The following is a 16,559-nucleotide window of genomic DNA, read 5'->3' on the forward strand; positions in this document are numbered from 1 at the left end:
AGCGCGGGCGCGGTGACCTGGGCTCGGGCCACGGCCACACGCTGCTGCTGGCCGCCGGAGAGCTGGTTCGGCTCGTGGTGCACGCGGTCGGTCAGCCCGACCTGGTCCAGCGCCGCCAGGGCCCGCCTGCGCCGCTCGGCCTGGCCGATGCCGCCGTACACCAGCGGCAGCTCGACGTTGGCCAGCGCGCTCATGCGCGGGATCAGGTTGAACGACTGGAACACGAACCCGACCCTGCGGTTGCGCAGGATGGCGAGCTGGCGCTCGTCCAGCTGTCCCACGTCGGCGCCGTCGATCAGGTACGTGCCCGAGGTGGGGATGTCGAGGCAGCCGAGGATGTTCATGAGGGTCGACTTGCCGGAGCCGGAGGCGCCCATGATGGCGACGTAGTCGCCGCGCTCGACGTCCACGCTGATGCCGCGCAGGGCGCGGACCTTCGCGTCGCCCTCGCCGTACTCCTTGACCAGGTCCTTCACGCGCAGGACAGGGGGAACGTCCGGGGCCGTCATCGCCCGCCTCCCGGACCGCCGCCGCCGGGCACCCCGCCACCGCCGGGGAAGCCGCCGCCACCGCCGAAGCGCAGGTTGCCGCCCGTGGTGCTCGTCGTGGTCGCCGGAGGCACGATCTGGTCTCCCTCGGAGACGCCCGACTTGATCTCGGTCAGCGTCGTGCCCTGCACGCCGACCTCCACCGGGGTCCTGGTCTGCGTGCCGTTCCTGATCAGGGTGACCGTGGTCTGGCCGCCGCTGGTGGAGACCGCCGTCGAGGGTACGGTGACGACGTTGTCGGCCTGGCCGACAACGACCTCGACCGTGGCCGTCTGGCCCAGCCGCACCTGGCCCGGGACCTTCGTGAACGTCACCGTGACCGGATATTGCACGACATTGTTGCTGGTGGAGGCGACCGGCTGGATCTGGGTGACCTTGCCCGTGGCGGTCACCCCCGGCAGGGCGTCGAACGTGACCGTGGCCTCCTGGCCGTTCTTGAGCTTGCCGACGTCGGACTCGGTGAAGGTGCCCACGAGCTGCAGCTTGCCGGTGTCGGCCAGCTCGACGAAGCCGCCGGAGCTCTGAGTGCCGCCGGAGCCCGAGGACTGGCCCGTGCCCTGGCCGGAGGCCGCGCTCGAACCCGACCCGGAGCCGGATCCGGAGCCCGATCCCGAGCTGCTGCCGCCGACCGTGCCGTTCACCGCCGTGATCGTGCCCTTGAACGGCGCCTTCAGCACGGTGGCCGCGACCGTGCGCTGGGCCTCCCGGTAGGCGTTGCGGGCCTTAATGTAGGCGGCGTAGAGCTGGGCCGTCGAGGTCCCGTCGTCGACGGCCTCGTCGTACGTGGCCTTGGCCGCCGACAGGCTCTCCTGCGCGGCGTCGTCGTCGATCCTGGCCAGGAGGTCGCCCTTGCTCACCTTGTCGCCGGCCTTGACGTAGACCTTCTCGACCGTCCCCGTCGTACCGAACGAGAGGGCCCTGGATTTGGAGCTCTCGACCGCGCCCGACGCGGACACCGAGGCCACCACGGAGCCGCGGCTCGCGGTCACGGTCCTGACGGCCGTCTGGCCCGCCGCCTGTCCCGTGCCGAGCTGGGCGTACGCGAGCGCGGCACCGCCCAGCAGGAGCACCACCAGCGCTCCGTTGGTCATCAGCGCTCTGCGCCTTGTGGACACCTTCACAGGCGGTGACCCTTGCACACCAGGCTGCGCCGGAGCCGCGAGCGAGCTGAACGTTCGCTGACAACCTGGGGGTCCCTCCAGGTACACAGGTAACTCTTAGGCTGCTCGCAGCCTGGCGCGAGCCGGCTTCGCCAGGATGGGCCGCCATGAGACCGACTTTCGCGCTGGGCGGCCTCGCCCTCGCCGTGCTCGTGGCCGGGTCCGGCCTGGCGCTGGCGCTGCGCGACGACGCACCGCCCATCGTCCAGGTACGGCTCGCCGCCGCGCAGCGCGGCCAGGTCACGGCCACGGTCAGCGCGGCGGGCAACACCGTGGACGGCTCGCGCAGGGACCTGGCGTTCGGCTCCTCGGGGACGCTGACCAAGGTGTACGTCAAAGTCGGGACCAAGGTGAAGAAGGGGCAGGTGCTGGCCAGAGTCGACGGGCGGTCGGCGCGGGAGGCGTACACGGCGGCCAAGGCCGATCTCGCCGCCGCCGAGGAAGCCCTGGAGGACGCCCAGGAGAAGGCGGCGTCCCCGGCCACCGCCGCCGGCCCCGCGGCCTGTACGCCGTCCGGGAACGACGCCACGCCCGCCACGTCCGCCGGCGGGACACCTGCTGGTTCGGCAACACCCACCAGAGGCGCGACCCCCACGGGCACGGCCACGGGTACGGCCACGCCCACGGGCAGGCCGAGCGGTGGCGCGGTCGGCGGCAACGGGGCGAACGGCAATGGGGCGAACGGCGCGCTCGGGCCGACGGCGCCGCCCACCCAGGGCGTGTCCCTGAACAACGGGAGCCCGGCCACCGGCTCCACCCCGCGCCCCACCAGCACGCCGACCTCCGTGCCGACGGACCCCGGCCCCACCGGCCCCGGGCCCGAGCCGCAGCCCACGGTCACGGTCACCGTGACGGCCACCGTGACGGCCACCGTCACCACGACCGTCACCGCCGCCCCGACCGGCGGCGCTCCCCAAGGCGGCACCCCGGGCGGGGGCTCCGACCAGTCCGGGAGCCGTCCCACCTCGGACGCCACCCCGTCCGCCACGAGCTCCGGCAAGCCGTCCACCAGCGCGAAGCCGTCGGCGACCGGCCGCCCCACGGGCAGCGGCAAGCCGTCGGCGAGAGCGAGCACCAGGCCGACCGACGGCGCCGCCCGGCCGAACGCGCAGTCCTCCTGCAACCGCGGCACGGGCTCCGCGGGCCAGAGCCAGAGCCAGGGCCAGGCTCAGGGTCAGGGCGGCGTCAGCGAGGAGCAGGCCGGCGCGAACGTGGACCGCGCGCAGGCCGCCCTCGAACAGGCCGCCGACGCCGTACGGGCGACCCGCATCGTGGCCCCGGCGGCGGGCACGGTGCTGTCGCTGGCGGGCGCGGTCGGCGACCAGGCGGGCACCGGCACCTTCGTCAGCCTCGGCGACCTCAACGAGCTGCAGGTCCAGGCCATGGTCACCGAGTCGGACGTGAACCGGCTCAAGCTCGGCCAGAAGGCCCGGATCACCCTGGCCACCCGGAACGGCCGGCAGTACGAGGGGACGATCACGGCCATCGCGCCGACCGCGACGGTGAGCGGCCAGCTCGTCCGCTACTCGGTCACCCTGGCCTTCGACGAGCCGCCCACCGGGCTCATGCTCGGGCAGACCGCCTCGGTGACGGTCACCACGGACACGGCCGCGGACGCGATCTACGTGCCCGCCTCGGCGGTCCGCAGCAGGTCGGACGGCGCCCAGGTGGTCACGGTTCGGGCGGGCGGACGGGACTCGGCGAAGGTGGTGCGGACGGGCGTCCGCGGCGACCAGTACGTGGAGGTGACCTCAGGGCTGCAGGAGAGCGACGAAGTGGTCATGTCGGGCGCGACGAACGGCGAGTTCCCGGACGCGAGCTGGCCCGGCGCCTGACCCCTGGACCGGCGCTTGACCCCCTGGACCGGCGCTTGACCCCCTGGTCCGGCGCCTGACCCCCCTGGACCGGCCCGGCACCTCCTCTCCCGCCGGGTCCCGGGCAGGGCCGCACGTGGCGCGTGCCGCCCCGGCCCGGCGCGCCCACCGGCGGCGCCACCCGGCGCTTCCGGTGGGCGCGGCAAACGCGCCCGGGAGCGCGGCGGGCCCGCCGGGCGTGCGCGTGGTTGAGCGGATTTTCAGGCTGCTCCCAGCAAACGTTCAGCCGACGCGCGGTGCGCCCGCCCGGCCGGCGGCCGCGGGACCGGTGGTCGCGGGGATGGTGAGCCGGTGAGCGGTCTTCGCCTGCGCGCCCCGCCGGGAGATGTAGTCCAATGTCCGGTAATCGACGGAAAGCTCATCTCGGGTCAGCCGAGCCATCAGGTACCCCCGCCGCTGGTCGATGAAGGAGATGTGCGGGTTCTCCTGCAGCGCCTCCGCGATCCACGTCCGGTCCCGGTACCCGTCGCCGTCGCTCGCGATCGACGAGGCGATCAGCTCCTTGGCCACCACCGGCGAGTCCGGGTCGTCGAAGTCGGTCTTGAGCTCGGCCAGGTGGTGCATGTGCGCGTCCCCCGTCAGCACCACCGGGTTCTCGGTGCCCGCCAGCGACCCCAGCAGCCGGGTCCGCTCGGCGGCGTACCCGTCCCAGGAGTCCAGGTTCACCTCGCGCCCGGGCCCGACCTTGTAGTCGCGCTGCGCCATCATGATCTGCTGCCCCAGCAGGTTCCAGCGGGTGGTCGAGCCGCGCAGGCCGCTCTCCAGCCAGCGCCACTGGTCGGACCCGAGCAGCGTCCGCCCCGACGCCAGCCGGTCGTCGCACCCGGCCCGCACGCCGTCCAGGCACGCCTGGTCGTCGCGGAACTGCCGGGTGTCCAGCAGGTGGAAGCGGGCCAGCGTCCCCCAGGAGATCCGCCGGTTCACCCTGAGCACCGCCCCCTGGAGGCTGGCGCGGCGCAGCGGCATGTTCTCGTAGTACGCCCGGAACGCGTGCGTCCTGCGCGTGGTGAAGCCGGGCGCGTTCGTGCTGGAGACGGGGCCGGCCCAGTTGTTCTCCACCTCGTGGTCGTCGAACGCCACCAGCCACGGCGCCACCGCGTGCGCGGCCTGCAGGTCGTGGTCGCTCTTGTACTGGGCGTGCCGCAGCCGGTAGTCGGCGAGCGTCTCGCACTTGCCGGGCGTGTGGGTGCGTACGCGGCCGGCCAGCGCCGTGTAGCCGCTGGGGCCGTACTCGTACATGTAGTCGCCGAGGAACACCACCAGGTCGGGCTCCTGCTCGGCCAGGCGGCGGTAGGCCGTGTAGTAGCCGTGCTCGTAGTGCGCGCACGCCGCCACCGCGAAGTTGAGCGGCGTCTCCCCGGAGGGGGTGGTCCTGGTGCGGGCCGCCGGGGAGAGCCTGCCCTCGCTTCTGAAGCGGTAGAAGTACTCGCGCCCCGGCTCCAGCCCGTCCAGCTCGACGTGGACGCTGTGGGCGTCGCGCGACCTGGCGGTGGCCGTACCGGACCTGGCGATCTTGGAGAAGCGCTCGTCGGCCGAGACCTGCCAGTCCACGTCCACGTCACGGGCGGGCATGCCGCCGCGGCCGTCGCCGGCCAGCGGGTCGAGCGCCAGCCTGGTCCACAGGACGAAGCCGTCGGCCGACGGGTCGCCGGAGGCCACGCCCAGCGTGAACGGGTCGGATCTGAGGGTTCTGGCCGCTGCCGCCGGTGTGGCGGTCTGGGGGAGGAGGAGTCCGGCTGTCGCCGCTGTCAGGAAGGCTCTGCGGTCCACGTTCACAGGTATGTCCGCCCGCGCTGACCCGGCCGTGACAGCCGAGTCAAGCACGGGTGAACAGCATCAGTCGTCCTGTTCGCGAGGTTCGGCCTCGGCCGATGACCTCACTGAGCGTTCATCCGATGGCTCCGTGAACGCCAGACAGCGTTCCGCGGAGCGTGGCCGCGTCCGTGAAGTGCACGCCGGTCATGCCCGCGCGCTCGGCGCCCTCGACGTTCTCCTCGCGGTCGTCGATGAAGACGACCTCGGACGGGTCGGCGCCCAGCGCGCGGGCCATCGCGTCGTAGATCTCCCGGTCGGGTTTGACCAGGCCCATCCTGCCGCTGTAGAAGCGGTGGCCGACCTCGGCGATCCAGGGCAGCTCGTCCAGGCCGTCGCCGACGCAGACGGGCATGTTGGACAGCAGCGCCACGTCACGGCCGGCCCCGATCAGCTCGCCGAGCAGGGTGACCGTGCTCTCGTTCGGGTACGCCCAGCTCGCGACGTCCATGGCGACCAGGCGGGCGAGCTCGGACCGGGTGACGGGCCGGTCCAGCACGGCCGACCAGTAGTCCAGCGGGCCCAGGCTCCCCCGGTCGAACTCCAGGCGGTGCTCCCAGTAGCCGTGCCGGAACGCGTCCGGGTCCGCGCCCACCGCCCGCGCCATGGCCTCGTTGTCGGACTCGAGCTGGGGCAGGCACAGGACGCCGCCGTAGTCGAACACAATCCACGTCATGCCAGGAATGGTCGCAGATGCGGGTCGAGCGCCGGGCAACCTAGGTACTTCTCGACCGTGTGAAAGTCGATCCAGTCCAGGTTGACCAGCTCTTCGGCGTCGATGCCGCTGAAGCTGACGGCCAGGTTGGGCGGGATGGCGGCGATGTCGTCCTTGTCGGCGATGTTCACCCAGCGCCTGACGCCCGGGGGGCGTTCGCCATGGCCGTTGATGGGGGCGGGCAGAAGGCGCTCGAAGACGACGTTGCGCATGCCGAGCGGGCTGCCCAGGGTGATCAGGAGGTCGATCCGGAGGCTGGGGTCGCCCCAGAGCGTCTCGTACGCGACCACGCTGCCGAGCGAGTGGGCGATCACCACCTTGGGCCGGTTGCGCCTGATCGCGTCGGCCACGGCCTGCCGGCACCTCTCGCGCTTGCCCTCGTCCGTGAGGTACGCCGCCACCTCCGGCGCGAACAGCTTGGCGAACGCCGCCGACCTGCCGTCCAGCCGGTCGAGCAACCAGCCGGTGAACGTCTTGAGCGCCCCCGTCACGTGCTCGCCCACGCCCAGGTTCTTCGCCCAGGCGACGAGCACCTGCTGGATCTGGCCCTCCGCCGCCGCGGCGGCCCTCGCCTCCTCCTCGCCGCCCTTGCCGCTGTGCAGGTGGTGCGAGAAGTAGGCGACCTCGCTGAAGTACGGCCGCGCCTCGCCCCCGAGCGCCACCTGCAGATAGCGGTCCCACTTGACCCGCATGGCCTCGGCCGCCCCGGTCGCGGACCGTCCGGCCTCGAGGTAGTAGTTGTACTTGCCGATCCCGTGCACGCCGACGATCGCGGTCACAGCGCCTCCCCACCCGTGATCTCCACGCGCGATGGTGGCACACGTCGCTTGCAGTCCGCCATCGAGCGGATAGGCAAAATGCCGTTGCGCGCGGCATATATCACCCATTTACTGTTAATGCTGGTGAGAGAACAGGAGTCCCGCCCATGCCCGGCCCGCTGATCGTCAACGATTCGATCGTCATTCCCGACGTCGAGCTCGTCTGGCGTTTCTCACGTTCGTCGGGCCCCGGTGGCCAGGGCGTCAACACCACCGACAGCCGCGTGGAGCTCGTCTTCGACGTGGCCGCCAGCACCGCGCTGCCGCCCGCGCTCAAGGCCAGGGCGCTCGACCGGCTGGGGTCCCCGACGATCACGATCGCCGCCTCCGAATACCGCTCCCAGCTGCGCAACCGGGAGGCCGCGGCGCACCGCCTGGCCCAGCGCCTGCGCGAGGCCATCGCCCCGCCGCCGAAGCGCCGCCGCCCGACCAAGCCCAGCCGCGGCTCCGTCGAGCGCCGCATCGCCGCGAAGAAGCAGCGCTCCGACCTGAAGCGCCTGCGCCGCGAACCCTAGCGGGGCCGTGAGCCCCGACCGAGCCCTCAGCCCTGATCGGGCCCTGAGTCCTGGCCGATCAGGCGGGGCAGGTCCGTGATGGTGGTCGACAGGTAGTCCGCCACCGGCTCGGGGACCAGGTGCCGGGACGTGATCTCCGAACGGTTCAGCCGTACCCGCTCCACCTCGTACAGCCCCCGCGACGGGTCCTCGAACTCGGGCCCGTGCCGCAGCCCCGGATCCATCGCCACCAGGCGGCAGCCGTAGACGTGCTGCGTCTTGAGCTCGCCCTTCCACGGGTACGACAGCGTGACCAGGGGCGTCACCGCCGAGACGGTCGCGCCCAGCTCCTCGAGCAGCTCCCGGTGCAGGGTGTGCTCCAGCGTGTCGTCCCCCGGTTCGACATGCCCTCCGGGGATGCTCCAATAGACGTCGCGTCCCGGAACCGTACGACGGAAGATCACCAGCCGCTCGTCGTGGTCGAGCAGGACACCGCGGACACTGGGTCGCATAGGGACACCCTATTTGACCGGTATGTCCTTCCGGTAGCCTAACCTACGGTACCGTAACCTGAAGGAGAAGATCTTTTATGGCGATGACTCAGACGGAGCTGCTGCACGAGCTGGAGCCCGTGGTGGCCGTGGAGCTCGACCGCCATCACACGATGGCGAAGGAGTGGTTCCCGCACGAGTACATCCCGTGGAGCGAGGGCCGCGACTTCGACGGCATCTACGGGGGCGAGGCGTGGCAGGAAGGCGACTCCAAGATCCCCGAGGCGGCCCGCATCTCGCTCATCGTCAATCTCCTGACCGAGGACAACCTCCCCAGCTACCACCACGAGATCGCCAGCACGTTCGGCCGCGACGGCGCCTGGGGCACCTGGGTGCACCGCTGGACGGCCGAGGAGGACCGCCACGGCACCGCGCTCCGCGACTACCTCACGGTCACCCGCGCCGTCGATCCCGTGGCGCTCGAGCGCGCCCGCATGCACCACATGGAGAACGGCTTCACCACCGAGTACGGCACCATGCTCCAGCAGCTCGCGTACGTCTCCTTCCAGGAGCTGGCCACCCGCATCGCGCACCGCAACACCGGCAAGGCCTCCGGCGACGAGGGCTGCGAGCGCCTGCTCGCCAGGATCGCCGCCGACGAGAACCTGCACATGCTCTTCTACCGCAACCTGCTCAAGGCCGCCTTCGAGCTGGACCCCAACCAGACCATGCGCGCGGTGACCGACGTCGTCACCACGTTCCAGATGCCGGGCTCGGGCATCGAGGGGTTCACCCGCAAGGCCATGATCATCGCGAATGAGGGCATCTACGACCTGCGCCTGCACCTGGACGACGTGCTGATGCCGGTGCTGAAGCAGTGGTCGGTGTTCGACAAGACCGGGCTGGACGCCGAGGGCGAGCAGGCCCGCGAGCAGCTGTCCGCGTTCCTGGCCAAGACCGAGACCACGGCCGCCAGGTTCGTCGAGCGCCGCGAGGAGCGCCGGGCGCGCGCCGCCGCCCGCTGACACGCCTTCGCCCGGCCCCCGAGGCACGTCGCTGCCATCCGGCGAGGAGCGCCGCCGTGGAATGATCCTGCCCTATGGATCTCCCCACCCAGCTGCTCCTCAGCGTCTTCACGCTCCTGATGATCATCGGCCTGGCCACGGCGGCGCAGCGCCTGCTGGGCGTCAGGTTCGGCAGGCTGCGCACGTTCCTGGCCGCGCTGGTCGCCTTCGGGCTGGCGCAGCCGATGCTGGAGCCGATCCTGAGCTCGCTCGGCCCCATCGGCCGCGAGAACCCGCCCGCCGCGCCGGCGCTGGGGATCCTGCTGCTCATCGTCATGAGCGTGGTGCTGATCCCCATGGTGATCCTGGTGATCGCCGAGGCACTGGTGCCGCCGGGCTCGGTGCCGGGGCCGCTGGAGCTCGTCAGGTCCGTACGCGGCCGCCTCTCCCGGGCCAGGCGCTACTCGCAGATCACCAGGATCGCCATCAAGCACGGCCTCGGCCCGTACCTGCGCGGCCGGGGCGAGCGGCTCGACGACCGCCCGGGGAAGGTGCGGCTGGCCAGGTCGCTGCGCGAGGCCCTCGACGAGGGCGGCGTCACGTTCGTCAAGCTCGGCCAGGTCCTGTCCACCCGGCGCGACCTGCTGCCCGCCGAGTTCGTCGAGGAGCTGGGCCGGCTGCAGGACCAGGTCGCCCCGGCGCCGTGGCCGGAGATCGAGCCGGTGCTCGCCGCCGAGCTGGGCGGGCCGGTGGACGAGGCGTTCGCCGAGTTCGACCGGACACCGCTGGCCGCCGCCTCCATCGGGCAGGTCCACGCCGCCCGCCTGCACTCGGGCGAGAGCGTCGTGGTCAAGGTGCTGCGGCCGGGCATCTGGCCGGTGGTCTCGAAGGATCTCGACATCGTCCGGCGGCTGGCGGCCACGCTGGAGTCCAGGACCCGCTGGGGCCGCTCGCTCGGGCTGCGCGACCTGGCCGACGGGTTCGCGACGGCGATCCGCGAGGAGCTCGACTTCCGGGTGGAGGCGGCCAACATGGCGGCCGTCACCGCCGGCGGCGGTGTCACGTACCCCGCCCCGATCAGCGCCATGTGCACCGAACGCGTGCTCGTCATGCGGCGCCTGTCCGGCCGGCCCGTCACCGCCGCCGCCCCCGAGCAGGGCCCGCAGCTGGCCCGCGACCTGCTCGACTGCCTGCTCAGGCAGATCCTGATCGAGGGCGTCTTCCACGCCGACCCGCATCCCGGCAACCTCATGCTGCTCGACGACGGCACGCTGGGGCTGCTCGACTTCGGCGCGGTCGGGCGGCTCGACGACTCCGTGCGCTCGGCGCTGCGGCGCTTCCTGCTCGCCATGAACCGCCAGGACCCGCTGGGCGTCACCGACGCGCTGCTCGAGGTCGTGCCCAGGCCGGAGGACATCGACGAGGCCGCGCTCGAACGGGCGCTCGGCCAGTTCATGGCCAGGCACGTGACGGCCAGCATGGACAGCGCGCAGATGTTCACCGACCTGTTCAGGATCGTCTCGGCGTACGGGCTGTCGATCCCGCCCGAGGTGGCCGCCGTCTTCCGGGCGCTGGCCACGCTGGAGGGCACGCTCGTGCGCCTCTCCCCCGGGTTCGACCTCATCGGCGAGGCCCGGTCGTTCGCCGGCCGCCATCTCGCCGAGCGGATCACCCCGGAGACGATCAAGGAGTCCGCCATGCAGGAGCTGGTCGCGCTGCTGCCGATGCTGCGCCGCCTGCCGCGCCGCGTCGAGCGCATCGCGAGCGCCGCGGAGCACGGCCGGTTCTCCATGAACGTGCGGCTGCTGGCCGACGACCGCGACCGCCGCTTCGTGACGGGCCTGCTCCACCAGGTGCTGCTGACGGTGCTCGGCGCCACGGCCGGGGTGATGGCGGTCATCCTCCTCGGGACGGCCGGCGGCCCGCCGGCGCTGGCGAACACCACGCTCTTCCAGCTCATCGGCTACAACCTGCTGGTGATCGCCGCCATCCTGGTGCTGCGCGTCCTGGCGCTGATCTTCCGCCGCCCGCGCGCCTCGGACGATCACCCGGCGCGGCGATAGGACGCGAACGGGCCCCAGTCGTGTCTTGACCCGGCGCTGGTCTTGGACATCCGAGACATCGGGCAGGTTCCTGGAAACTTCGGAACCGCTCGGGAGCAGAGGGTGAAAATCATCGGGATCGCCGCCAGTCTCCACGCGGGGTCGTTTATCAACAAATTGCTGGACGCGGCGGGTGGCGAGCTGCCCGTGGGCGTCGACTTCGCAGTGTGGCCGGGGCTCGGCGAGATCCCGCCGTACGCGGACGGGCCGGTGCCGGTCATGGCGCGCGAGCTCATCGGGCTGGTCGCCGCGTCCGACGCGGTGCTGCTGACCGCCCCCGAGCACAGCCTGCTGCCCGAGGAGCTGACGTACGCGCTGGACTGGATGTCGGCGCGCAACGGGCTGTCGGGCAAGCACGTGGCGGTGATGAGCGCGAGCGCGCGGGCGTGCGGCGCGATGTGGGCCCAGGCGGAGCTCTACAAGCACCTTCAGGCGGCGGGCGCCGTCGTGATGGGGGCCGAGCTGGTGATCTCCCCGGCCTGCCCGCACTTCGACAAGGACGGCCATCTCACGGACCCCGCCCTGCGCGCCCAGGTGCGCAGGGTGATCGGCCAGCTGTGCCCCTCCGAGGTCATGGAGCCCGCGCTCTCGCTCTGACCCCCCTCAGCCCGTCGCCGGCGGCGCGTCGTCCGCCGGGCGGACGAGCTCGATCCGGTGGTCCTCGACCTCGCCGCTGTCGGCCCATCCCGTGGGCAGGGCCGTCGCCTGGGCGGCCAGGCGCAGCCGCATCCAGGTGAGGCCGGTGCGGAATGTCTGCGGCAGGCTCCAGCGCAGCTCCGCGGTGGTGGCGTCCTTGGCGACCTGCGCGGTGGCCCGCTCGTCGGTGCCGAAGCGGCCGTCGTGGTCGGCGTCGATCCACCCGGTGAGGTACGCGGGCGACCCGGCCCGTACGGGCACCGTCAGCGTGCCGACCCGGTCCTTGACGGTGATCTCCGCCGGGGAGCCGGTCACGGCGTCGTCCTCGTCGGCGCTCACCTCGCGGGCCGCCGTGCTCACCTTGTCCAGATGGTCGGCGGTCGCGGAGGCCCCCAGGAAGGAGTCGGTGATCGCGTGGGAGGCCGCTCCGTACGAGGCGGGCGCGTCGGAGTCGTCCTCGGCCAGCGTGATCTTGAACGCGGCCCACATCTGCGGGCCCGGGCCCCCGAGCGCGTAGCGCACGTCACGGGCGCTCAGCCGGATCGTGAACGCGGTGACGGTGCCGTTCACCTTGGCCGTGCCGCAGGTGTAGACGACCCCGCAGGTGGTGGACTTGACGGGACGGACCGCTTCCGGCTCGATCGAGTCCGCCGTGACCCGGTAGCCGGGGAAGCCGGCCGCCGCGGAGAAGGCGGGCGTGGCCGGGGTCCCGTCGACCAGGTCGACGGCCGGCCAGTAGTCGTCGCGGCCGCGCCTCGGGTCGCGCGACACGCCGCCCGTGCCGAACACGTGCAGGTGCGGGTCGCGTACCGGCCGGGAGAAGGTGAACGTCAGCATGGCCACGCCGCTCCAGCCGCCGGGCCGGGCCGCGAAGTCCTCGTAGAGGTCCATGAATCCCGCCGTCATCTTGGCGTTGGCCGGGACGAGGAATTCGTCGTCGGGCACCCACGTGCTCGCGGTCAGCACCTCGGCGGAGGCCACGCGCGTCTCCCCGATCATGGTCTTGCGCACGGTCACCGTCACGCCGGACGGCGTCCGCCCCGAGGCCGTCGCCGGCGAGTTGGTGAAGGACGACGGCGCGTCCTCGGCGACGGCCCCCGGGACGCCGGCGAACACCGTGACCACGCAGGCCAGCACCGCGTGAAGAACCATTCTCGCTCCCCCAGAAGCAGCTCTGCCCGGATTCACGCCCGAGCTCCCCGCAGGCGGCCCACCAGGCCCCTGGTCACGCGGCGGGCGGCGAAGTCGCAGCCGCACACGAACCGCATGGCCGGTCCGAACGTCGCCGCCGCCGCGAGCCCGACCAGGTGCAGCCCCGCGACGGACGTCTCGAACGCGGGACCGAGCCGCGGCGCCGGGCCGGGCGCCGCCACCGCGCGCCGCAGGTCCTCGTGGAGGATCCCGATCCTGGCCACGTCCACCCGGTAGCCGGTCGCCGCGATGACGTGCTCGGTCTCGAGCAGGGTGACCGCGCCCGCGAGGTCCCGCAGCCGCAGCCGGACCCCGTCGCGGTACTCGGAGGCGGCCAGCCGCGCCCCCAGGGTCACCTGCACGGCGCCGTCGAAGCGCTCCTTCAGCCACCAGGACCCGGCCGGTCCGAGGGTGTTGCGCACGATGTGGGCGCGGGCCGCCCGCGGCAGGTACCTGACCGCGTACGGCATCCGCGACCAGGCCACGGAGGGCCAGCCGCTCCCGAGCGCGGAGCGGGGCGCCAGCACGCGCGACATGACCCGGCGCCGTTCGACGGGCACGTCGTTCCAGGCCAGGGCGCCGGTGCGGGCGACGAGCCGGACGGCCGCCCCCGCCTCGGCCAGCAGCGTCGCGGTCTCCAGCGCCGACTGGCCGGCTCCCAGCACGGTCACGTCCCGTCCCGCGAACCCGCTCAGATCGTGGTGGTCGGAGCTGTGCGTGGCCACCTCGGGCGGCAACGCCGCCAGGGCGCGGGGCCGGTGGGCGAACGGCAGGAATCCCAGGGCCAGCACGACGGTCCTGGCCAGCACGGACGCGCCCGACGACAGGGAGAGCGCGAACAGCCCGCCCTCGACGCCGACGGCCGTCACCTCCGTCTCCTCCAGCGCCCGGCCGACCGCCTGCTGACGGAACCACCTGCCGTAGGCGACGAACCTCTCCACCGGCACCGGCTCCCCGTAGGAGTACCGGTGGAAGGCGTCGAGGCCGTGTCTGCGATCCGGGTCGCCGAGATGGGACGCGTCCGGCTCGGACTTCAGCAGCATGCCTCTGGGCATGTGGCGTTCCCACGACCGCATCGGCTCGCCGAACACCCGTGCGTCGAGCCCGGCGTGCAGCGCGTGCGCCGCCACCGACAGCCCGTACGGTCCGGCGCCCACGATCGCCACGTCGATGACCGAGGTAGGCACATTCTCCTCCATTCGCCGTGCTAGGCCCGCTGCCGGGCCAGCCGGGTGAATCCGCGTTTCATCGCCTGCCTGGCCATGGCCACGAAGGGCCGGGGGTCGTCGGCGGACAGCCAGGCAAACTCGTCCGCCGAGCACAGGGCACGCAGGCTCTTCGGGCCGGCGGTGATGAGGTCGTAGTTCTCCACCACGTAGGTCCGGCCGTGACCGGCCCGTCCCCGGGGCGCGCGCCGGCCGGACAGGTGCAGGTGGGCGGCCCGTACCAGGTCCAGGCCGCTGCTGTCGCTGAACAGCCGGAACTGGGCGCCGAGCCGGGGGTTGAAGTCCAGCAGGTGGTAGGCGTCCCTGCCGGCGTCGTGGCGGAAGTCGATGTCCAGCACGCCGCGGTAGCCCAGCCTCTCCGCCAGTTCGCGGGCGGTGCCCTCCACGACGGGGTTGGGCAGCCACCGCCCGTAGGTGGTGAGCCCGGCGCCCTTGGGATGGGCGCGCTCCTTGCGTCCCGCGCCGCCGTACAGGCAGCGGGAGTTCTCGTCGAAGTAGCCGTGGAAGAACCAGTCCGCGTGCGGCCCGCCGGGCACGAAGCGCTGGAACAGCAGGTCGCAGCCCTCCACGTGCTGGAGCAGCCGGGGCACCTGGCTGATCCGCCGCACCAGGCTGGTGTTGCGCAGCCCGACGCCGGCGGGCAGGAGCCACGGCTGCGCCCACTTGGCGACCAGCGGCAGCCCGAAGTCGGCGACGGCGGCCGCGGCGTCGCGTTCGCCGGTGATCAGCCGGGTCTCCGGCTGGACGACCCCGAACGCGGAACACAGCTGCGCCAGCAGGCTCTTGTCGGCGAGGGCGCGCGGCAGTCCGGGCACCTGGTCGGGAAAGAGGTAGTGCGGGCGCAGCTCGGCCGCGTGCTCCGCGACGGCGATGGCGCCCGCGTCGTCCAGGGCCAGCAGGACGGCCGGGCGGCCGATGCTCTGGGCGACCTGCGTGAGCGTCCCCACGATGTCCCCGGCGTCCCCGCCGCGCGGCCACGCATGCGCGCGCGCCAGGTACTTGGAGCGGGAGGTCGGCGAGTCCGTCTCCCCGAGGAGTCCGTGCACCTCCACTCCGGCCCTGCCGAGGGAGCGAATGGCGCCGAGGGTCCCATGATGAAAGTTATTGGGGTCCAATCGCAGCACAAGCGCCGGGACAGTGCAATCGAGCATCTTCCTTCTCCTTCGCGAAAAGCTATAAATCAGGCAAATCGCGAGTCGGATATCCGGATTGCCGAAACATGGGGTATGGAGAAGGAAGGAGAGGCGAGAATCGGGGATGTGCGATCGTGGCAGGAACGAGATATCTGCGCTTTTCGCTCGCGATAATCACGGGTGCGGTGGTGGCATCGGTCGGTCTGGGCGCGCCGGCGCCCGCGCCGGCGAGCGACCCCGCGGCGCTGGGCGTCTTCCTCGCCTCCGACGCGCGCGGTCCCGAGCTCCTGACGGGCTTCGAGGCGTGGCTGGGGCTCAGGGTGACGGTCGGGCGCACCTATCTCCCCGGCGAACGCTGGAAGTCCCTCGAGGGAGGCGACTCCGAGATCCTCGACACGTGGACGCGCTGGCGGGCCGCCCAGCCGGGCCGCGTCCTGGCGCTGAACGTGCCGATGGTCACTCCGAACGAGTCGATGATGTCCGACCACGCCGTGGCGCGACGACTGGCCAAGGGGGCGCACGGCGCCCATGACGGCCGCTTCAGGAAGCTCGCCGGGAAGCTGGTCTCCTCCGGCGCCGGTGACACGATCATCGTGCTCGGCTGGGAGATGAACGGCACCACCTACTCCAGCAGGTGCGGACCCGACCCGGAGACGTGGAAGCAGTACTGGCGGCGCATCGTGACGACCATGCGCGAGACGCCCGGCCAGCGCTTCCGCTTCGACTTCGCCCCCAGCCGCGGGCTCGACGCGGTGCCCTGGACGCAGTGCTACCCGGGTGACGACGTGGTCGACATCATCGGCATGGACAGCTACGACCAGGGGCCCGGGCACGAGTTCGCCGAATACATCGACCAGCCGTACGGCCTGCGGGCGCACGCCGACTTCGCCGCGCAGCACGGCAAGCCCATCTCGTTCCCCGAGTGGGGGCTGTTCCGCAACGGCGACCGTCCCGCCTACGTCGAGGGGATGCTCGACTGGATCGGTACTCACAACGTGGTCTATCACTCGATCTCCGATTACTGTCCGCACGGCGTCTGGCAGTGTTCGTCGAACCCCGGCTCGTCGGAGGCCTTCCGCAGGCTGCTGCTGGAGCGCGCCTCCCCGCCCAGCACGGCCAGCGTGTGCGTGGCGAGCCCGTCCAGCGCGGAGTCCACGCCGAACCCGGCCGCCAGCGTGGCGGCGGCCACCCCCTCGGCACCGGCCAGCTCGGGCTGCCCGAGCCTGACCAGCAGCGCCTCGGCCAGCCCCGCGCTGTCCTCCGGCTGAACGAGCGCGCCGACTCCCCCAGTCACCACCTCGGTGAGCCCGGGCACCGCGCAGGCGACCACGGGCCTGCCCGTGGCCAGCGCCTCC

At 72.3% G+C, this 16,559-nt stretch carries 15 protein-coding genes; 6 read left to right on the forward strand and 9 right to left on the reverse strand.

The genetic code is table 11. The annotated features are described in order from the left end of the window. Both ACWEPL_RS61960 and ACWEPL_RS61965 read right to left on the reverse strand, forming a co-directional pair. Positions 1-509 (reverse strand): ABC transporter ATP-binding protein (locus ACWEPL_RS61960; RefSeq protein WP_452442275.1); only part of this gene is annotated, 509 nt, incomplete at its 3' end. Next, entirely contained in the window at positions 506-1,639 is a 1,134-nt protein-coding gene (locus ACWEPL_RS61965) for an efflux RND transporter periplasmic adaptor subunit (RefSeq protein WP_452442276.1), read from the reverse strand. The genes ACWEPL_RS61965 and ACWEPL_RS61960, both read right to left, overlap by 4 nt. A 176-nt stretch (positions 1,640-1,815) precedes the next feature. Here ACWEPL_RS61965 and ACWEPL_RS61970 point away from each other — a divergent pair, with 176 nt between their 5' ends. Beyond that, a complete protein-coding gene (locus tag ACWEPL_RS61970) occupies positions 1,816-3,543 on the forward strand; it encodes an efflux RND transporter periplasmic adaptor subunit (RefSeq protein ID WP_452442277.1) in 1,728 nt (575 codons plus the stop codon). 261 nt (positions 3,544-3,804) lie between these two features. Here ACWEPL_RS61970 and ACWEPL_RS61975 read toward each other — a convergent pair whose 3' ends face one another. The 3 genes from ACWEPL_RS61975 to ACWEPL_RS61985 form a co-directional block, all read right to left on the reverse strand. Continuing rightward, positions 3,805-5,352 (reverse strand): alkaline phosphatase D family protein, encoded by a 1,548-nt coding sequence (locus ACWEPL_RS61975; RefSeq protein ID WP_363964156.1) that lies wholly within the window; start codon positions 5,350-5,352, stop codon positions 3,805-3,807. 118 nt (positions 5,353-5,470) lie between these two features. Next, positions 5,471-6,070, reverse strand: a complete 600-nt coding sequence (locus tag ACWEPL_RS61980; RefSeq protein WP_363964155.1) for an HAD family hydrolase — start codon at positions 6,068-6,070, stop codon at positions 5,471-5,473. Further along, a complete protein-coding gene (locus ACWEPL_RS61985) occupies positions 6,067-6,888 on the reverse strand; it encodes a hypothetical protein (protein ID WP_452442278.1) in 822 nt (273 codons plus the stop codon). Before ACWEPL_RS61985 ends, ACWEPL_RS61980 begins: the two co-directional genes overlap by 4 nt. Positions 6,889-7,034: 146 nt before the next feature. On the opposite strand from ACWEPL_RS61985, the gene arfB reads away from it, so the two are divergent. After that, positions 7,035-7,442, forward strand: coding sequence for an alternative ribosome rescue aminoacyl-tRNA hydrolase ArfB (gene arfB / locus ACWEPL_RS61990; protein ID WP_452442279.1), 408 nt, complete (start codon positions 7,035-7,037; stop codon positions 7,440-7,442). Between the two features lie 26 nt (positions 7,443-7,468). Here the strand turns inward: arfB and ACWEPL_RS61995 are convergent, their stop codons facing one another. Continuing rightward, positions 7,469-7,933 (reverse strand): NUDIX domain-containing protein, encoded by a 465-nt coding sequence (locus tag ACWEPL_RS61995; RefSeq protein WP_452442280.1) that lies wholly within the window; start codon positions 7,931-7,933, stop codon positions 7,469-7,471. Positions 7,934-8,010: 77 nt separating this feature from the next. Between ACWEPL_RS61995 and ACWEPL_RS62000 the strand changes: the two genes are divergently transcribed. From ACWEPL_RS62000 to ACWEPL_RS62010, 3 genes are all read left to right on the forward strand, one after another. Next, the gene (locus tag ACWEPL_RS62000) at positions 8,011-8,937 is read left to right on the forward strand and encodes an acyl-ACP desaturase (protein ID WP_350726712.1); all 927 of its coding nucleotides are present in this window, start codon (positions 8,011-8,013) and stop codon (positions 8,935-8,937) included. A 74-nt stretch (positions 8,938-9,011) separates the two neighbouring features. Beyond that, positions 9,012-10,979, forward strand: coding sequence for an ABC1 kinase family protein (locus ACWEPL_RS62005; RefSeq protein WP_452442281.1), 1,968 nt, complete (start codon positions 9,012-9,014; stop codon positions 10,977-10,979). Positions 10,980-11,081: 102 nt separating this feature from the next. Next, a complete protein-coding gene (locus ACWEPL_RS62010) occupies positions 11,082-11,615 on the forward strand; it encodes an NADPH-dependent FMN reductase (protein WP_363964146.1) in 534 nt (177 codons plus the stop codon). A gap of 6 nt (positions 11,616-11,621) precedes the next feature. Here ACWEPL_RS62010 and ACWEPL_RS62015 read toward each other — a convergent pair whose 3' ends face one another. Genes ACWEPL_RS62015 through ACWEPL_RS62025 form a run of 3 tightly spaced genes read right to left on the reverse strand, consistent with a single transcriptional unit; the run spans position 11,622 to position 15,117 of the window. Next, positions 11,622-12,806, reverse strand: coding sequence for a GEVED domain-containing protein (locus tag ACWEPL_RS62015; RefSeq protein ID WP_452442282.1), 1,185 nt, complete (start codon positions 12,804-12,806; stop codon positions 11,622-11,624). Positions 12,807-12,838: 32 nt separating this feature from the next. Next, a complete protein-coding gene (locus ACWEPL_RS62020) occupies positions 12,839-14,032 on the reverse strand; it encodes an NAD(P)-binding domain-containing protein (RefSeq protein WP_452442283.1) in 1,194 nt (397 codons plus the stop codon). Positions 14,033-14,052: 20 nt separating this feature from the next. Next, on the reverse strand, positions 14,053-15,117 hold the full coding sequence (locus tag ACWEPL_RS62025) for an ATP-grasp domain-containing protein (protein WP_452442284.1): 1,065 nt from the start codon (positions 15,115-15,117) through the stop codon (positions 14,053-14,055). 275 nt (positions 15,118-15,392) lie between these two features. On the opposite strand from ACWEPL_RS62025, the gene ACWEPL_RS62030 reads away from it, so the two are divergent. Beyond that, the gene (locus tag ACWEPL_RS62030; protein ID WP_452442285.1) at positions 15,393-16,472 is read left to right on the forward strand and encodes a glycoside hydrolase family 26 protein; all 1,080 of its coding nucleotides are present in this window, start codon (positions 15,393-15,395) and stop codon (positions 16,470-16,472) included. The last annotated feature ends 87 nt before the right edge of the window (positions 16,473-16,559 follow it).

Source organism: Nonomuraea sp. NPDC004186 (assembly GCF_053603495.1).

Excerpts from the sequence above, each read along its gene's own strand:
- ACWEPL_RS61970 (WP_452442277.1), top strand. The coding sequence starts at position 1,816 with ATGAGACCGACTTTCGCGCTGGGCGGCCTCGCCCTCGCCGTGCTCGTG.
- arfB (WP_452442279.1), top strand. The coding sequence starts at position 7,035 with ATGCCCGGCCCGCTGATCGTCAACGATTCGATCGTCATTCCCGACGTC.
- ACWEPL_RS62015 (WP_452442282.1), bottom strand. The coding sequence starts at position 12,806 with ATGGTTCTTCACGCGGTGCTGGCCTGCGTGGTCACGGTGTTCGCCGGC.
- ACWEPL_RS61995 (WP_452442280.1), bottom strand. The coding sequence starts at position 7,933 with ATGCGACCCAGTGTCCGCGGTGTCCTGCTCGACCACGACGAGCGGCTG.
- ACWEPL_RS61980 (WP_363964155.1), bottom strand. The coding sequence starts at position 6,070 with ATGACGTGGATTGTGTTCGACTACGGCGGCGTCCTGTGCCTGCCCCAG.
- ACWEPL_RS62000 (WP_350726712.1), top strand. The coding sequence starts at position 8,011 with ATGGCGATGACTCAGACGGAGCTGCTGCACGAGCTGGAGCCCGTGGTG.
- ACWEPL_RS61965 (WP_452442276.1), bottom strand. The coding sequence starts at position 1,639 with ATGACCAACGGAGCGCTGGTGGTGCTCCTGCTGGGCGGTGCCGCGCTC.
- ACWEPL_RS62005 (WP_452442281.1), top strand. The coding sequence starts at position 9,012 with ATGGATCTCCCCACCCAGCTGCTCCTCAGCGTCTTCACGCTCCTGATG.